Origin of the sequence: Paenibacillus sp. UASWS1643 (assembly GCF_008693195.1) — a bacterium.
Lineage (GTDB): Bacteria > Bacillota > Bacilli > Paenibacillales > Paenibacillaceae > Paenibacillus > Paenibacillus amylolyticus_B.
In genome coordinates, this window is the sequence record NZ_VXKZ01000115.1 from 529,940 (window position 1) to 547,497 (window position 17,558).

Sequence of the window (17,558 nt, forward strand, 5' to 3'; positions counted from 1 at the left end):
AGCTAGTTGATCCAACGTAAAGTTAGTGGCCATCTTGAACGTTGGTTCCTTCACGAATTCCGGCAAATGCTTCTCCAGTACAGCAAACGATTCTGTGTTGTTCAACAATTCACCAATTCGGATATTCTCGTCATAACTCATTAGGTTCATCTCTCCAATATATTGATTAATTTAGGTTAAATCTACTATTTCGATTAGAATACGACTGGAAAAGCTTTGAGTCCTCGGATAATCATTCCTGGTCTCCACTCCAGCAGATCCGCATCCGTATTTAACCGAATATCCGGCAGCCGTTGAAGCAAAGCGTTGATCGCAATCTCGCCTTCAAGTCTCGCAAGTGGAGCGCCAAGACAATAATGAATTCCTTTACCAAAAGCAATGTGGTCATTGACTTTACGAGTAATGTCAAACGTATCGGGGTTTTCATATCGACTGGAATCCCGATTCGCTGAGGATAAAGCGACCAGCATCATGTCTCCTTGGCGAATTTGTATTCCTTGAAAATCAACGTTTTCCGCAGCCCATCGAACATTGCTAATTTCTGCCGGCCCATTAAATCGCAGCACTTCCTCAACCGCCGCTTGAATCAGATCCGGTTGATCCATAAGTAGTTGCTTTTGCTGCGGATGTTCCAGCAACGCCAGCATGCCGTTCCCTATCAGATTCACTGTTGTTTCATGCCCTGCTATGATGAGTACGAACACAAGTGCATATAATTCCTGCTCTGTTAGTTTGTCACCTTCTTCCTCTATGCCGATGAGATCGCTGATGAGGTCCTGTTGAATATGATTGCGCCGCTGCGTGATCAGTTCTTGTAAGTAATTCACAAAAGCCTTCATCACTTCATCGCTCTCCTGGTTCATCTGCGGATTGCTGACACTCTCCATAATGGTATTGGACCAGGCTCTGAATTTGTCTTGGTCCTTCAGCGGAACACCTAACATTTCACAAATAACGATAATGGGCAGCGGGAAAGCATAGTCCTCGATCAAATCAAACTCCCGAGTGTTTCCGGCCTGAATCTTGTCCAGCAATTCATCGCTTATTTCCACAATTCGTCCCCGCAGCCTCTCAATCATGCGGGGAGTAAATGCCTTCTGAATCAAGCGCCGCAGTCGACGATGATCTTCTGGACCAACACTGATCAGATTCCGTGAGATAATCGCTTGATGCGGAGGAAGGGACTCCTCCGTATCATCGTTCCTGTTGTCGAGAACCCCGGTTACAAAGCGACTATCCTGCAAAATGTTGACGGCATCCTCATATCGGGTAACCATCCACGCACCATGCCCACTTGGCAGTAATAGCCGATGGACAGGCTCTTCGGCACGCAGCTTTTCGTAGACTGGGAAAGGCTGCTGAATGAAAGAATGATCCATGAAATCTACTTTGGACTTGGAACGACCTTGATTTTCATTGGTAAACATCACATTACCCCTTAAAATGATAGTATTAATATCACCACAATATAAAGACTATCATATTTGACGATTCACTTTCAAATAAGTTCATTTAATCCCAGTAATACGCGATAACTTGCATCTTCCTAAGGATTTAAGCGTTCTTCCAGTTCTTTTACAATTTGAGGATACTTCTCATCCAAATCGTACTTGCGCAAGCAGAGATACGTAAGAACGAATATCACCAAAGGAAGATATACCGTCAGAACCAGGATGCTGGTAATCGCTGAATCCGCCTGTGTTATTAACGCTCCATCGTAATTGCCCATGGCAAGAATCCAGCCGATCATCGCGGCAGCCAGGCCCATACCAATTTTAACGCCAAAGCTGTTTGCGCTATTGACCATCCCGACTAAGCGTTTACCTGTCTTCCATTCACCGTATTCCACGGTGTTGTTCACCAACACCCCGCCTACAGCCATCATTGGAATGGTTGCCAGTGTCGCGATACCGCCAAGTACTATAGCTGCAATAAAGTTATATGGCATGAAGCAACGAATAAGTGATGAAACGATCCCAAGAATCATGCCTAACCGTGCAGTTCTGGTAAGTCCGAATTTCTTGATCATGGGTCCCACCATAACAAATCCCAAAAAAACCGGGACTAATCCAACTGCCCCCATGATTCCGATCAGGTTCTCATTCCCGAGAATATACTTGGTGTAATAGATTCCTGTTGAACCATTAAGTGTATATAGCATGTTGATCAATAACTGAGCAAACAGCATGATGACCCAGTATTTGTTCTGGAATAAGAGCTTGATGCTTTCCCAGAAGGGAATGTTATCGCTTTCAACAATACTTATGCCAGCATTATTTTCTTTGGATGCTAAGAAGGTCAGGATCAAGGAAATGAAAGATACAATACCCAGAACAACCGCAACGATAATCCATGCTTTTTGATCCCCACCAAGCATATTGGTTATTGGAATTAATGCGATAGCGATAATCATCCCGATAATATATCCAAAGATGGTTCGGGTAAGGCCCATTTTACCGCGTTCTTCTACACTTCTGGTACGGATCGCCATCAAGCTTCCGAAAGGGATCGCAATTCCCGTATACACAATGGCTGAAGCAAACGCTACTGTAACTAAAGCATAGAAGGTTTTTACCGTTGATGATGCCTCGGCGGGCACAGTAAACAGTAATATGATAGATGCCAGGGTGGGTAGAGCCATCCATAGAATCCAAGGTCTGGCCTTTCCGTATTTGGATTTTGTCGCATCAACGATTCTACCCATCAGCAAGTCTGCTATTGCATTGATAAATTTGGTGATGAGCATAATCGTACCCACTGTGGCAGCTGCAATCCCTACCTTATCTGTATAAAAATAAGTTAACATCCCAATCAGTCCGCTGATGGAGTTTAAGGCAACTTGCGCTGCTCCGTCCCCTAAGTAATGGTAAGGGCGCATTGTTTTCTGGATTCCTTGGGCATCAAGGCCCAATGCCCTGGACTTCTTACTTCCCTTTACAACTGGTGGATTAAGGATTTCCCGCTCTGCTTTCATTGCTGTTCCCCCTTATTTCATTCGCTTCATGGTACCGCTTTCAAACATTATTTTAGTCGTCCTCAAGAGTTTAATATGGTAACTTCATTATTTTTTTAGTAAATTCGTGTTGGTGCTTATCCTTTTTTTAAGTGCTATTCTTTCGGTCTCTCACAACGAATTTGTGTAATACAAAATGGCGCTGCTCGTTTCCTGCAGCGCCTTCTATATTCTATCCTTTCCCCTTCATACCTAGGAGGCATTGAGCGTTTGAATGACTCTTCTAAATAACTGTTCAGTCTCCGGCGGAGTATTGGCCAGCATTTCGCTTACAGATAAATCATAAGCATATTGGATCATCGGGTGATCCAGCATACCGGGAGCGTGCTCGTTTAACATTTGAACTGCTGTGGGCTCTTCCACAATCTCTTTGAGTGTCGAATCCATCGTAAACCGTTCTCTTTCGAGACTGGTTTGCGTCGCATATTCGAAGCTGTAAGATCCGGAACCAACCTCCACAGGCATAGCTTTCTCAGGCAGTACAATAATTGCTGTTGTATTTGCTGGTATCGTTACATTTACAATAATGTTACCCGCCCTGCATGACCATGAGCTTTTTATCTCTCCGTAGACCGAATCAAAAGCAGCATCTACCGAACTGATTCCTCGGATGAATTGAGGTTTTATCAGAATCTTCTTATAACCTGCTTCAATTGGATTAATTCCCGCGAGTTTTCTGTACATCCATTCCCCAATGGATCCATAGGCGTAATGATTCAAGGAGTTCATACCTGATGTGTCGAAATCACCATTTGGCAGAATGGAATTCCAGCGTTCCCATATCGTGGTTGCCCCTTTTTTTACGGCGTACAACCAGGAAGGGAAATCCTCTTTTAAAAACAATGTACCAGCAAGGTCATGCAGGTCATTGTCCGATAAGGCATGGCACAGATAGGGAGTACCAACAAATCCTGTCGTGAGATGGTTTTTATGTTTCGCTATATTGTTTTCCAGCGTCTTGCGAATCCGATCCTTGTATCTCTCCTCGACAAGGTTGAAGTGTAAAGCTAACACGCAGGCCGTTTGAGTTTCGCTGACCAGTCTGCCAGTTGAAGATATATATTCTGCATTGAAAGCCTGTTTGATCTGGCTATGCAATTCTTCGTAACGGACGGCATCTTCGGTTTTGTCCAGAAGCTTGGCTGTCTTTGCAACCAGTTCGGTCGAATACGCATAATAAGCGTTTGCTACCAGATAAACATCTGTAGCCCCTGTTCTTTCGTTACTAAACTCCTCTTTGTCCAACCCTAACCAGTCCCCATATTGATAACCAGTCTGCCATAGTCCATTGGCTTCACAACGTGCAGTAATATAATCAATCCACCCCTTCATGCTGTCGTATTGTTCTCGCAGCAATCGAAGATCTCCATAGGTTTGGTACATGACCCAAGGGACAATAACAGCGGCATCGCTCCAGGCAGCGGCCCCTTCCTGATTTCCAAGAATGTTAGGGACGACATGTGGAACCCCATATTCCTCCGTCTGTTCAGAGGCAAGGTCGCGCAGCCATTTCTTGTAGAAGGAGGCAACATTCATATTGAACGCAGCGGTCCCGGCAAATACTTGTGCATCTCCTGTCCACCCTAGACGCTCGTCTCTTTGAGGGCAGTCCGTCGGTATATCCAAAAAGTTGCCTCTTTGGCTCCACTGAATGTTGCTTTGCAGCTGGTTCACCATGGCATTGGAGGTCACGAAACGGCCTGTTTTCTCCAGACTTGAATGCAGCACGCAAGCTGTGAATTGATCGAGTTGGATCTCATCTACCCCTTCAATGGCGATATAGCGAAATCCGTGGAAAGTGAAATGAGGGCGGAAAATTTGATCTTTACCGTTACAGATCAATCGATCAATGGATACTGCCTGCCTTAACGTATCCGGATAGAAATTCCCCTCTTTATCAAGAACCTCAGCATGCCGTATGGTTATCATTTGCCCTTTCCACCCTTTGGTTCGAAGCTCTACAAACCCAGTAAGGATTTGCCCGAAATCAATGACACATTCTCCTTTTGGGGTTGTAATCAACTGAAGAGCAGGGAGCCTTTTTGTGATTTTGACAGGTTCACTTTCCTGAGCAACAAGGCGATTTTTATCGAAAGAGGCCGTTTCCACATGGAAGGACTGACTTTCATGAAAACACGAATCATAAGTCTCACCCATGTAAATTTCACTTGAACGGATGGGTCCGGTAGTCACCTGCCAGGTTTTGTCGGTTGCAATGATCTCTTTTGTTCCATCCGTAAAGACAATGTGGATTTCCGCGAGTGCAGCAACTCTATCTCCGTAATGGTTGGGAGTACAAGTAAAACCAAATATGCCTTTATACCAGCCATTCCCCACCGTAATCTCTATTTTATTCTGGCTCTCCAGCATCCCGTCCAAACGGTAAGTCTGATACTGCAATCGCTCGTTGTAATTCGTCCATCCAGGTGCAAAGTAGTCTTCTCCTACTCTTGTCCCATTGATCGCAATTTCATAAACACCGAGGGAAGTGGTATAGATTCGGGCTTGCTGAATTTCCTTTTCGACAAAGAATTCTTTGTAGAAAACGGGTGGAGCACTTTCTTCGCTCGGGCATGGATGTGTAATCCACTCTGCCTGAAAGTTGCTGCCGTTCAGTAACCCGGTCTCAAAATGTCCTTCCATGGCAGCGTGATTACCTTGGTTATCCCAAACTTCGACTTGAACCTGATACAAAGTCGAGGCCAATAAACGAGGACCAGCGTATTCCACTAAAACGGAGTTGTCTTCATCCCTCTTTCCAGAATCCCAGATTTTCTGCAAATCTTGTGTGACACTTATTCGGTAAGCGGATTGCATTACGTCCTGTTCAGTAGAACCTAATTTCCATGAGAATCTTGGGTTTACTGTGTCCAGTCCAATCGGATTAAGCATGTATTCAATCCGGAAATCTTTTAATTCCATGAGATGACCACCCTTCAACATAGATATCACACACCTAAATGTTAACGCTTACTAAAATATCATAAAGAATTTTCCTCATACAATATGGTAATATCATTGTAATTTTATAATTTTGATATGATAAAATGATTGAAAAAAGGAGCCGAACACAAAATGGATCTAATACGTCAATGTAAACTCATTGCAGAACTTTTTGATATGTCCATCTTCTTTGTAAGCTCCACCGGAGAGGTTCAATTCGAACTGATGGGTAATCGAATACTTAATCCGCTGTATAAAAATGATAAACAATTCTTTTTTTCAGTGTTGGGGTTTGATCCATCCGTGTGTAAAGAAGATCCTTCCGTTGTAAGAACGATGTTTTTTGAAAACTACATTTTAATTCGTATTGGTAACGATCTAAACGATGAAGGAACCATCATTTTAGGACCTTCCCTTCCATTTAGCTTGATTGAACATAAAATAAATGGGCTCATTAATGACACACATCTCTTTGCGAACCGGAAACAAGTATATCATTATTATCAGTCTGTTCCTGTGATAACCCATGAGAGGCTAATCAACATCACGATCTTGGTTAATCAAATGTTTAATCACGAATTGATCGAAGCTGAGGATGTAGTACAGGACTATTTGCGTGGTATGTATATCAAGGAAAAAGAAATACAAGGCTCCATAAATTCTTCAAAAGGCTATGATGAGACGCTCCATCACAATCCACTGAATGAAAAGAAATTGTTAACGATCGTCAAGGAAGGTAAATTGGATATGCTTAAACACTTTACACAACTTGGTCATGAGAATACAGGAGTCCTGTCCAAATCAAGTCATATCCGTTCTAAAAAGAATCTTGGCATCATCGGTATAGCTCTTGCAGCCAGAGCAGCAATTGACGGGGGTCTCTATTCGGAGATTGCTTTTTCGGTAAGCGATGTTTACATACAGCGCCTTGAGGATCTACGGACCGATAAAGAGATCGATCAATGCTGCCTGGAAGCATTTTTTTCGTTAACCGAGAAAGTCTCTCAGGTGAAAGAATCGCAGCATTCTAAAATCGTAACACTTTGCAAAAATTATATATATAACCACCGTTATTCCAAAATTACACACGAAGAAATTGCTGAACATGCCGGTATTAGCCCAAACTATCTGTCTGTACTATTTAAAAAAGAAGTTGGGGTTCCCGTGAATGAATATATTCAACAGATCAAAATTGAGGAAGCTAAACATATGATTCAATTTACGAGCACTCCACTTTCTGAAATCGGGTCTCTTTTGAGTTTTACGGATCAGAGTTATTTCACCAAGATTTTTAAAAAACATACAGGTAGAACCCCGAAGCAGTATCAACAAACGCATCATATGATACAGGAATAAGCCCGACTATGACGGGCTTATTCTAATTATTCATGCATTCAACGGTTAACAGCGGATAAGATAGTCTGTAGTGTTTCTTCTGTGAACTGACCGCCACTCATAAGTGCTGCATTGTGCAATGTGGTACCCATAACTAATTCCTGCATTCCTTCACCCAGTCCTGCTTCCTTCCCGTCATATTGCCCCATCGCATCCATGATTTCAGCTCCAACGGGATGTTGCAGTAACTCTCCGAACGTGGAATGTCTGGTAATTGGTTTCGTAATCATTACGCTCGATTCTACCTCGATCGTTTCAACGAGTTCAATCTCTCTTGAAGATTTTCCGACCATAATGTCGAATTCACCTGTCTCCACATGCCAGTCTTTCAGCTTAACATCGTAGTAAGCAAAGGCTCTTTTATCCAGTTCAAAATGTACGGTGGTCTCTTCACCAGGCTGAAGTGAAACTTTGGTATACCCCTTCAATTCCTGAAGTGGACGTGGCACCGTTGATTCCACATCACGTACATATAACTGAACGGCCTCTTTGCCCGCTCTTTCACCCGTGTTTTTAATTTTTGCTGTAACCGTTACACTGCTGGTATCTTTGATCTGTTTATGACTAACCTGTAGATTACTATATTCAAATTGGGTGTAGCTCAAACCGAAGCCAAATGGAAACAAAGGCTCCACATCTCTTGTATCGTAATGACGGTAACCTGTAAAAATACCTTCTCGATATTCGGCAGTCTCGCCGTCTCCGGGGAAATTCAAGTACGACGGATTGTGAATCAGTTTTTTAGGGAATGTCTCAGCCAGTTTTCCGCTTGGATTTACACTTCCAAAGAGAATATCAACGATTGCACCGCCCAAAGCCTGTCCTCCAAGGTATGCCTCCAATACAGCCTTAACTTTATTCAGCCAAGGCATTTCAATAGGGCCTCCGTTGCTCAATACAACAACAATATTCTCTTGAACCTCCGCGACCGCTTCAATTAAAGTTCTGTGACTTTCCGGCAATTGAAGGTGTTTCCGGTCGAAACCTTCGGACTCATAACGTTCAGGCAGTCCCACAAAAAGCACAGCAACCTGTGCATTCTTTGCGGTAGCTACTGCTTCTTGAATCATTTCTTCGTTTACAACATCTTCGTCTAACGTGTAACCGGCCGCATAGAAGATGCTTGCACTGTCAGTGGCTGTTTTAAGGATTTCTTCATAGATATTATCCAGCTTCGTCGGCATAATGTGTGAACTACCGCCACCCTGGTAGCGCGGGTTCTGCGCGAATGCTCCGATAACTGCAATGGAATCTTCTCTGTTTAGAGGTAGAATGCTCTCCTCATTCTTAAGCAGGACCATGCATTCACTTGCAATCTTTCTGGCCAACTGGTGCTGTGCCTCTACATCAACCGATACGGACTTCTGCTGGCTATCTATAGCTCTGAATACAAGTGACAACAATCTCTCAACAGACTGATCCAGCACCTCTTCGCTCAGCTTTCCCGATTGAACAGCTTCAATCATTTTCTTGCATCCTATTCCGTTGCTGGAAGGCATCTCAAGGTCCAGACCGGCAGCTAGTCCCTGATCCCGTTCATTGACAGCCCCCCAATCCGACACCACTACGCCTGCAAATCCCCATTCTTCCCGGAGAATTTCAGTCAGTAACCGGCTGTTTTCGGAACAAAAGTCACCATTTACCCTGTTATAAGCGGCCATGACAGTCCATGGCTCTCCCTCTTTCACTGCATACTCAAAGCTAGCCAGATAAATTTCCCGCAAGGTCCGTTCATCGACCACCGCATCGACAGACATTCGCTTATATTCCTGGTTGTTTACAGCAAAATGTTTGATGGAAGTACCCACGCCTTGGCTTTGTACGCCTTGAATATAGCTAGCTGCCAAAGTTCCCGATAAATAAGGATCTTCAGAAAAATATTCAAAATTTCGGCCGCACAGCGGGGAACGCTTAATATTCACACCAGGCCCCAAAACAATGGAAATATCCGCTGCCGCTGCTTCTTGTCCGATTGATTTCCCCATCGTATGGGCAAGTTCACGATTCCACGATGAAGCAACTCCACTTCCAGATGGGAAGCAGGTAGCCGGTACACTTCTGTTTAAGCCTAAGTGGTCCGCGCTCCCCTCTTGTTTTCTAAGTCCGTGAGGGCCATCTGTCATCATAATAGAGGGAATCCCCAGGCGGTCGATGGATATGGTGTTCCAGAAATCTTTACCTGAGCAGAGTTCTGCTTTTTCTTCCAATGTCATTTGACTGATCATTTCTTTCAAATTAGGATTCATTCGCTCTCCTCCGTTGGTAAACATAAATAATGAGATCGGTTACTTCATAAGAGTAGATGAAATGACTCTAAATATATGGTAAAATGGTTTCCTTTTTGGAAAAATGATATGTTATTTATGATGTGTGAACGACGTAAGTGCACACACTATTTCTTATTCTTTTCGTCGACCTTGCTGATCCATCAGCCGAACGCACCTTGTTCCCGATATTTTCGCATCCATCTCTTCATTTGTCCCGGATCATGAATCCCCATACGTTTTAACCTTTTGTCCCTTCATAGCCATACAAAAATGCACCCCCTAGAATTTCATCGGTTAAACCCAGGGGTTTTTCCAATGTCTATTCTAAGGGGTGCACTTCAGTGCATGAAAACAGGATCAAGGTTGGTTCTTTTTTTATAACTGCAAGAAAATCTTATACAGAACCTGAGCAGCTTCTGCTCTGATTGTCGTTCCGTCGGGACTCAAGGTGACACTGCTTCGCCCGTTTATGAAACCCATTTTAACCATTGCAGCCATGTCATCAACTGCGTACTTTGCTACATTTGCCGCATCTGTGAATCTCTTGAGATCCTCAGCTGTGCGGGTCTGCTCGGATTTGCCCACTGCCCGCAAAGCCCGCATGGTCAGCACAGCCAAATCTTGCCTGGCAATTTCCGTTTCCGGATAGAAGCTGCCGTTCGTGCCCAGGGCGAGCCCGAGTGCTTTGGCGATTCCGATTTCCTCATAATAGAGGTCTGTTTGCTTCATATCACCGAAGGTGGTGTTGAACTCTGCTTTGAGATCCAGTGTCCTTACCAACCAAGCTAGATACTCACCTCTTGTGACCTTTTGGCCAGGACTAAAGCTTGTTGCTGATGTCCCGTCGATGAATCCTTTGGACGCCATGGTTTCAACCGCTGGTGCGTACCACGAATCCTTGATGACATCATTGAAGAACTTCTTCGTATAAACAACGGCATATTGACCTGTGTTTGCCGCTGGAAAAACCATGGCTTGTAGAGCACTGTCGTATTTGCCATTCAGTCGCTGAACAAATGTACTATTTGCAGCCACGTACGCAACTGTAAGGTATTTGGAATTGGCCAGCTCTTCAACACCAGGTGAATAAGGCAGTCTGATTTCAACCGGTGCATTCAGGGCTACCATTTTCACTCCATCTAATTGGACAGTTAATGCAATAACAGGTCTGTTGGCTGTCACGGATTTTACTTCTGAATGAAGCTTTGCAGTATCTAGCCGGCCCAGTGTTAGTTCCACACTCTTGGCACCTGATGCATCCTTCAACATATTAGAAGGTACGGTGATGGTACCCAATTCCGTATTAATCTCTATCTTGATGTTGCCATGATCTGCGGTTAGTGCAGCTGCGGGTAGCTCAACTGCATAGGAATTGGCTCCCTCCGTTTTCGGTATTTCTACCATGAGCGTTTTGACATTGTTGCTGTCAGCCTTTGCATGCTTCAGAGCCTTATTAAGGTCTTCCTGCCGGATGGGTGCTCCTTTAGCTATACCGGTTTTGGTATCTGCCTTTGGTGCCGCAATCTTAATCAAATTACCTTCGACTTTTATGTTTTCAGGAATCGGTGAAGGTGCTTGGACTGACACTGGTGCATCCGTTGAAACAGGTGGTTTCGTCGGTTCTGGATTTATGACCGGATTGCTGATGACGACTGTAAGGGATTGGCTCGCATAATGAGTTGCCGTTTCTTTATATCTCACTTCGTAGATTCCGTTGCCAAGACCTGTAACCTCCGTGCCTGTGATTGCATTCCAGCTGCCAGCGTTTCCTCCCTCTTGCCGGTATTCAATTGAAGGATTTACACCAATGATCTTACCATCCTTGGCCCCGGCTGCACTGACATTTACAGTATTGACCTCTGCACTGGACGGCGGATCCTGCTCCTGCTTGGTTCCGTCAGGCACAACGATCAGGATAGCAAGACTTGGATTGCTCAAATCCGTTCCGGCGTACCGGAGCTCGTAGCTGCCTGCCTCTAGGCCTTCAATGCTGGTTCCACTAACCGGCATGTAACCACCTTGATCCGCCTTTCGGTACTCCATATCGACAGTCACATTTTCAATTCTGCCATCATTCCCTCCTGCCGCTGTAGGCGGTGTAATGACGAGTCCTTCCGCTGTTGGTGCCTCTCTGTCTACCTTGGCTTCATTGCGAATGTCCACGGTTACCGACGGACTTGCCTTTAGGCTGTCTGTGGCTGCATACCGGATCTGATAGCTGCCAGGCTCCAGATCGTTGATACTTGAACCTGTAACAGGCATGTAGTCCTCCTCGCCCAGCTTCCGGTATTCCATCGTATCATTCAAACCCTCAATTTGGCCTTTTATCTCGGTATCCGAATTGGCGTGTGAGATTACCCACCCACTCGCATCGGGTGCAGCCTGCTCCTGTGTCTGCCCTTCTGATATAACGACTTCCTTATCCAGGCTGGCGCTCAGCGAATCAGTCTTCATATACCGGACATAATATTTACCGGCGGTGAGGCCCGTAACCTCAGTGCCTGCAATTGCAGTATAGTCTTCTTCGCCTTCCTTCTTATACTCCATTTCACTTGTCACACCGGTCAGTTTGCCATCATCTCCATCAGGAAAGGACGGTGCCACACCGGCCGGTGTTACTGGAGCCTCACGATCAGGACTGGATATGGCCTGGTGAACTTCCCATTCCCATAGGCCTACACCGTTATCTCCTGCCCGCGATTGCTTGGTCAGGGTTACTCGCACTGCCTTGACCTCAAGTACTAGATCAAATGTGTACGGATTGGAAGATTCCGTCGGAGAATGATCAACCACTTTGATTCCCTCCGTAACCGTTCCCGCTGTTACCCATTCATCAGTTGCGCTATCCGCCGGAATATAGGAATATACAATTTGGGTAGGCGGCTTAATCCCGCCGGCATCTGACCATAGCACCAGATTCGAACTCCGGATGGAGACACCCTGCGGCCATTCATATTGCACCCACTCCTCTGCGCCTTCATGGCCCCAGGTTCCCCAATGCGCAATGTTGTTGCCATCCTTCTTTCCGTCATTCACTGCCGCCAGATTCTCCCAAGGGGAAGTGTAGCTGGAAGAAGCATTTGCGAGGAAGGCCATATTGCCGTCTCTCGGATTGAGCAGACGCAAATCCGTCAGCAGCTTCTCTAGCGCCAGGGTAATTTCTCCAACTGTGGCATTCATATTCTTGATTACAGCAGAAGCTTCTGTCTTTGCCGCTTCAATTGGCGCAAGGCCAGGATCTGCAAAGTTCGAAGCATTTAATGTATTTACATAGTTATAGACCTTGATCAATTCTGACTTATCAACCGCGCCGGTATAGCCGTTTACCTTCCATTCCAGAATACCGCTGCCATTAACCGAAGGCTTCATGTCAATACGGACACCTGTAATAAATGCGGGCTCAAAGGTAGTTGTATTGTATTTATTCAGTTCATTGCCCAGTCCCTTTATGGCCCGCGGGGTGTACCATTTCCCATCTTCGCCGCGGAGCATAAGTTGCATATCTTTCGGTCGGAAGTTCCCGCCGTTGTCCTGAAATACATATACATCCATGGAAGCGGCCAGGAATGGCTGATCCCATTCATATGTCACCCATGCCGGATCTCCTTCTCTCCCCCAGTTATGCCATGCACTGTTGGTGGCCCCGCGGTTCGGCGAGAAATCTGCCGAGCTCTTAGGTTCAAAGCCGTTATTCATCGCTTCGGGATATCCGTCGCCACCAGAGAAGCTAGCGGAGGCCTTGGCTGTCAGCGCCGCATTTTGCAGCTCAGAATTCACGACATGTACGGTAGCCCAAACCTCCAAAACACTGCCATCGACGTTACCTCTGGCTTCAAATTGGCCTGCACTAGCATAACTGCTGGGATCAATAGCATCCCAAGTGATTTCCTGTTCTAGATACCCGTCCTCTGACAGAATATAGATTTGTCTGGGGAGTTCTGGTTCAATATCCTTCTTGGTCACTACGCTGAGTGCACGGTAAGCATCAACGGTATCTTCCTTGATCTCGATCGTTACATCCTTGCTGGCCTTCTTGTCTCCGTCTGCCGCACTGAAGGTAAACATGTAGGTGCCTGCCTTGTCTACACGTGCATAGGCCGCTGCTTTGTCACCATCCACAAATGAAATGTCCGCTGAACCTTCAGGCTTTTGCTTGACGGCCCAAGAGTACTTCAACTGGGATTCTTCTGCCTCGCTATGCACAGGGTCAGGAATGGCTTCCCCGGACAATACCACGATACTGTTATTGGCAACATCCTGAACAGCAGTCACTTGGCCAATTGCTGGAGGCTGTTTATCCGGCGGTGAAGCCAGTTCGAAGATTATCTGGCTGGAGCCAGTCAGTTGTCCATCACTTGCGCTAAGCTTAACGGTATAGGAGCCTTCTTTGGTACCCGTAGCCTGTGTAATACTTGCTTTCGGATGATTAAAGATTAACTTGCCACCTTCCGGGGCGCTGACCACTTCCCATTGATAGGACAGAGTGCCTTCTGGAGCGCCATCATCGGTCACAATCCCATTCAGCATCAATGGAATCAACGCTTGTGGATGTTGTGTCGCCACCTCTACAGTAATGTGGGGAGCTTCATTTTCACCGCTGGCCGATCTTTCAATGGTCAATTCGGCACGCTGCACGCTGCCCATCTGAAACATGGCAACGCCTTCATTGTTCTGAACATAGAACTGTCCGGAAGCTGCACCATTCAGCTTCATGGTATAGTAGCCATTCTCCATCCCCACTCCATCGAACAAAATCCGTGAAGTATGCTCTTTCCCTGAGGGATTTAGGAGCTGGAGAGTAAAACCCTTACCATCTTTTTGAATTTTCGCGCTTTCTATTTTATCGCTTTCCAGCTCCAAATAGATTTTCTCGTCGATCAGATTGATCCGCTTGCCGAAACCGTCTTTTGGCATAATGTTATAGCTGTTTCCTTCGTCAGTGACCAGCGCGCCATATCCGAACAGCCCGAATATCGGATCTGTAACAATATCAGAGCTGATGCTGAGAAGGGAACCATAGAGGCCTTCTTCCGATTCGCCCGAAAAATCATTCCAGCCGTTACTCATGACGCGTGAGCCACCATCGTATACGTCCTTAGTGCCCGTGCCTCCTTTATACATCGAATATCTCCAAGAGGTGCTGCCAACTGAATTCGCCGAAATCTGACCCATATTGATGGCGTTGAAGTTCGAAATCTTCCCCGCATAATTGCGCTGCTGTGCAATTGCGGTCTGCTCCATCGATCTGCCGTCATTCTCATATCGGAGCCAGTCATCCATAATATATCCTGCTAAAGACGCAGTATATTGAAAATTCCACCAGCCTTCACCACCGCGGAAGACGGGCACTGAATAATGGAACCAGGTAGGTTGAATCCCGCGCATGGCGCGTGTTTTCCAGTCAGCCATTTCCATACTTTTCTCAGCTGCGCCTGCAAGCGTGTCTGTAGGATAGTAAGTGCGCAGCGCCTTCGCTGCTGCATAGGCTCCTTCTTCACCAGTGTTATCATATTCAAATTCCGAGCCGTAAGGATAAGAGGCCCTAGTCATATTCCGTCCTTTGTCGAAGGCGAACTTCTTCTGTAGATTGGCCGACTCGGTCTGCATTCCCTCTTCCTTCAGAGCTTCAATCATATCCGGGATCTGCTGCTCACCATAGAATCCGATGGCTTCGGTGGAAACGCGCTTATCGTAGATGTTATATGCTTTTTCCAGATAATACTGAGGCGATTCACGGTACTCGATCAGATTGGGATACGCCTTTTGAATCCGGTACATGTTGAAAAATCCGGTAGCTTCCATGATTTCGGAGAAGGTACGTGTATAAGGTTTATCTTTGTCGGTGTACGCTCCAGAATCTTTCAGCCAGTTTGCAACGATATAGCTGTCCTGAGTATTCTTCATATATCGTTCCCACATGAAGTCGATCAGGTATGTCTCGATTGAGCGAATTTCATCACGGTTGGGTGCCAGATAGTTCTTCATCGTCATGAAGTTGATGTTATCATGGCTCCAGTCATCTCCCCAATGGCTTGTGTTGAGATCCATGCCGCTTGAAAGATACCAGTCGAAATAGTTACCGTAAGTCGGACTTTCCGGGTTTTTATCCTGTGTTTTCTGGACCATGAAATCGGAATGGGCATCCGAGATTGCATCCAGCTCGGCTAGAACATTGAATTCATATTGAGTGAATTTATCCACCCATTCGTTGCCTTCCTTCAGCTTATATTCGATACGCACGCTGTTATTGCCGATCGAATCAAACTGAAGCGAATAGATATGATGCTGTTCACCATTTACGATCTTGGTCTCCACAAACTCAACCGACTCATTGTAGCCAGGGTTCCCGTCAGGCAGTCCACGTCCGGCCCGCGAGTTGTCAACCATTTCCTTCCTGCTCTTTCCAGGCTTGATATCCGGAATATGCGCTTCGTCAAACGGATCATTCTCTTCCACATTTTGAATGTCGATGGACTGTACATCAACAATACTGTCATCATAGTGCAGGTCTAGCTTTACAGGCATATTGATCGCAGTCTGGAAGCCCGGCAGCGCTACGGCATCAATCATGCCTGATTTATATAGGATGGACCGGAGATTGGCTTCGCGATCCTCCATCGAAGTTGAACTATTATTTGGGCTTTGGGCGCTTTCCTGCGGCGTATTGTCACCTCCACGGACTGCTGAGAATTTGAACTTATATGTCTTGGACTCATCCGGTCCTAGGACGAGGCTGGAAGTATCAGTAAAGTATCCGCGTCCCGTTTTCTGGATTTCTTTGGAGTGGATATAGAGCACGTTCAGTCCCGGATACCAACCGCCACTGTCCCCTGTCCAGTTCTTAAAGGTATCTGCAGCACGCCGCTCTCCTGCTTCATGCATCCAATAATCTACATACTCGATCCGAGCTCCGCTTTCCGGCACTGGGGTGAAGAGCATGAAGTTCCCCTCACCACTGGTACGGATGGCATATGAATATCCACTATCAGCACCTGCGAAATTATGCACCGTCACACGGTCATCATAGGTATCGGATAAGGTCTGGTATTTGTTGTTCCAAGGCATCGGCAAGCCGATATCCCCGAATTCGATATACTGATTGCTCTTGTTCTTCAGCGTAATTTCCCAAAGCAGTGAACCGTCATCGGTCTCCATATCAAAAACGGATTTCACATCAAAGCCCTTCATTACCCGCTGGTCTGTAGAATTTAGGTTCTGTCCAATAAAGTTGACTTCTACCTTCTTGCCGTCTGCTGATGCGGTCTTGTTCATATAGGGGTTATCCGGATTAATGGTCGAAACTTGTGTAGATCCCCCCGCAGCCAATGTTTTATTGGTATCAACTTCTACAAAGTCGTCCCTGTTGTCAGGGAATTGTCCATTGGCACCCGTACGGTAAGAGAAGATTATTTCACCCATCCACTGGTGCTGTGTACCATTCTGCGGTGATGTAGTGTTAGGCAGGACGAAATTGATTGGCTTCCCCTGTTTATTGGCAGGATTGTTGTTGATATAGAGCTCCTCAATCTGACCTAAATCGCCGACTTTGGCCGACAGGCTGGCATTGGAGATACTGGTCTTTACTGCAGCCACCGCGACTTCAGGCAAAGCGCTAACCTGCAACGGCAGACTTGGAAATGCCAGGAGCAGCGCGATCATAAGCGGCTTCCACTTCTTCGAAATCATTGTCATTATAACCTCCTGTATATATGTGATCATATTCATTAGGGGTTTAATTCTCTTAAACCGGTAAGTAAAGTCTTTCTACGAAATACCTTTGACCGATCAATAGAAAATGACGTTCATGCTTTCTGTTAAAATAGAACCGCGAAATAAATTGTTAAGATGTCATCGAATCCTTAAAACGTTCAAGATCCATGTGTACCAAGTTAACAAGATGTTGATAATTCACACATCAATTTCCTCTAGAGGGAGTTTGC

Annotated in this window: 6 protein-coding genes; 1 reads left to right on the forward strand and 5 read right to left on the reverse strand. The window is 45.7% G+C overall.

The features are described from left to right. Positions 1-194: 194 nt before the first annotated feature. From FE296_RS26935 to FE296_RS26945, 3 genes are all read right to left on the reverse strand, one after another. Positions 195-1,427: a cytochrome P450 family protein gene (locus FE296_RS26935; RefSeq protein ID WP_223869047.1), complete on the reverse strand. Its 1,233-nt coding sequence runs from the start codon at positions 1,425-1,427 to the stop codon at positions 195-197. 119 nt (positions 1,428-1,546) lie between these two features. Then, complete coding sequence (locus FE296_RS26940; protein WP_150367029.1) at positions 1,547-2,974, reverse strand: MFS transporter; 1,428 nt, start codon at positions 2,972-2,974, stop codon at positions 1,547-1,549. A 231-nt stretch (positions 2,975-3,205) separates the two neighbouring features. Beyond that, entirely contained in the window at positions 3,206-5,935 is a 2,730-nt protein-coding gene (locus tag FE296_RS26945; protein ID WP_150367030.1) for a glycoside hydrolase family 78 protein, read from the reverse strand. 246 nt (positions 5,936-6,181) lie between these two features. On the opposite strand from FE296_RS26945, the gene FE296_RS26950 reads away from it, so the two are divergent. Next, a complete protein-coding gene (locus tag FE296_RS26950) occupies positions 6,182-7,312 on the forward strand; it encodes a helix-turn-helix domain-containing protein (protein WP_190945577.1) in 1,131 nt (376 codons plus the stop codon). A gap of 38 nt (positions 7,313-7,350) precedes the next feature. On the opposite strand, the gene FE296_RS26955 is transcribed toward FE296_RS26950, so the two are convergent. Further along, on the reverse strand, positions 7,351-9,597 hold the full coding sequence (locus tag FE296_RS26955) for a glycoside hydrolase family 3 C-terminal domain-containing protein (protein ID WP_150367032.1): 2,247 nt from the start codon (positions 9,595-9,597) through the stop codon (positions 7,351-7,353). Between the two features lie 396 nt (positions 9,598-9,993). Then, positions 9,994-17,310, reverse strand: a complete 7,317-nt coding sequence (locus tag FE296_RS26960; RefSeq protein WP_190945579.1) for a DUF5695 domain-containing protein — start codon at positions 17,308-17,310, stop codon at positions 9,994-9,996. Positions 17,311-17,558 lie beyond the last annotated feature (248 nt).

What these genes read in the sequence shown, in the direction of transcription:
- FE296_RS26935 (WP_223869047.1), bottom strand. Translation starts at nt 1,427, where the DNA reads ATGTTTACCAATGAAAATCAAGGTCGTTCCAAGTCCAAAGTAGATTTC.
- FE296_RS26940 (WP_150367029.1), bottom strand. Translation starts at nt 2,974, where the DNA reads ATGAAAGCAGAGCGGGAAATCCTTAATCCACCAGTTGTAAAGGGAAGT.
- FE296_RS26945 (WP_150367030.1), bottom strand. Translation starts at nt 5,935, where the DNA reads ATGGAATTAAAAGATTTCCGGATTGAATACATGCTTAATCCGATTGGA.
- FE296_RS26950 (WP_190945577.1), top strand. Translation starts at nt 6,182, where the DNA reads ATGGGTAATCGAATACTTAATCCGCTGTATAAAAATGATAAACAATTC.
- FE296_RS26955 (WP_150367032.1), bottom strand. Translation starts at nt 9,597, where the DNA reads ATGAATCCTAATTTGAAAGAAATGATCAGTCAAATGACATTGGAAGAA.
- FE296_RS26960 (WP_190945579.1), bottom strand. Translation starts at nt 17,310, where the DNA reads ATGACAATGATTTCGAAGAAGTGGAAGCCGCTTATGATCGCGCTGCTC.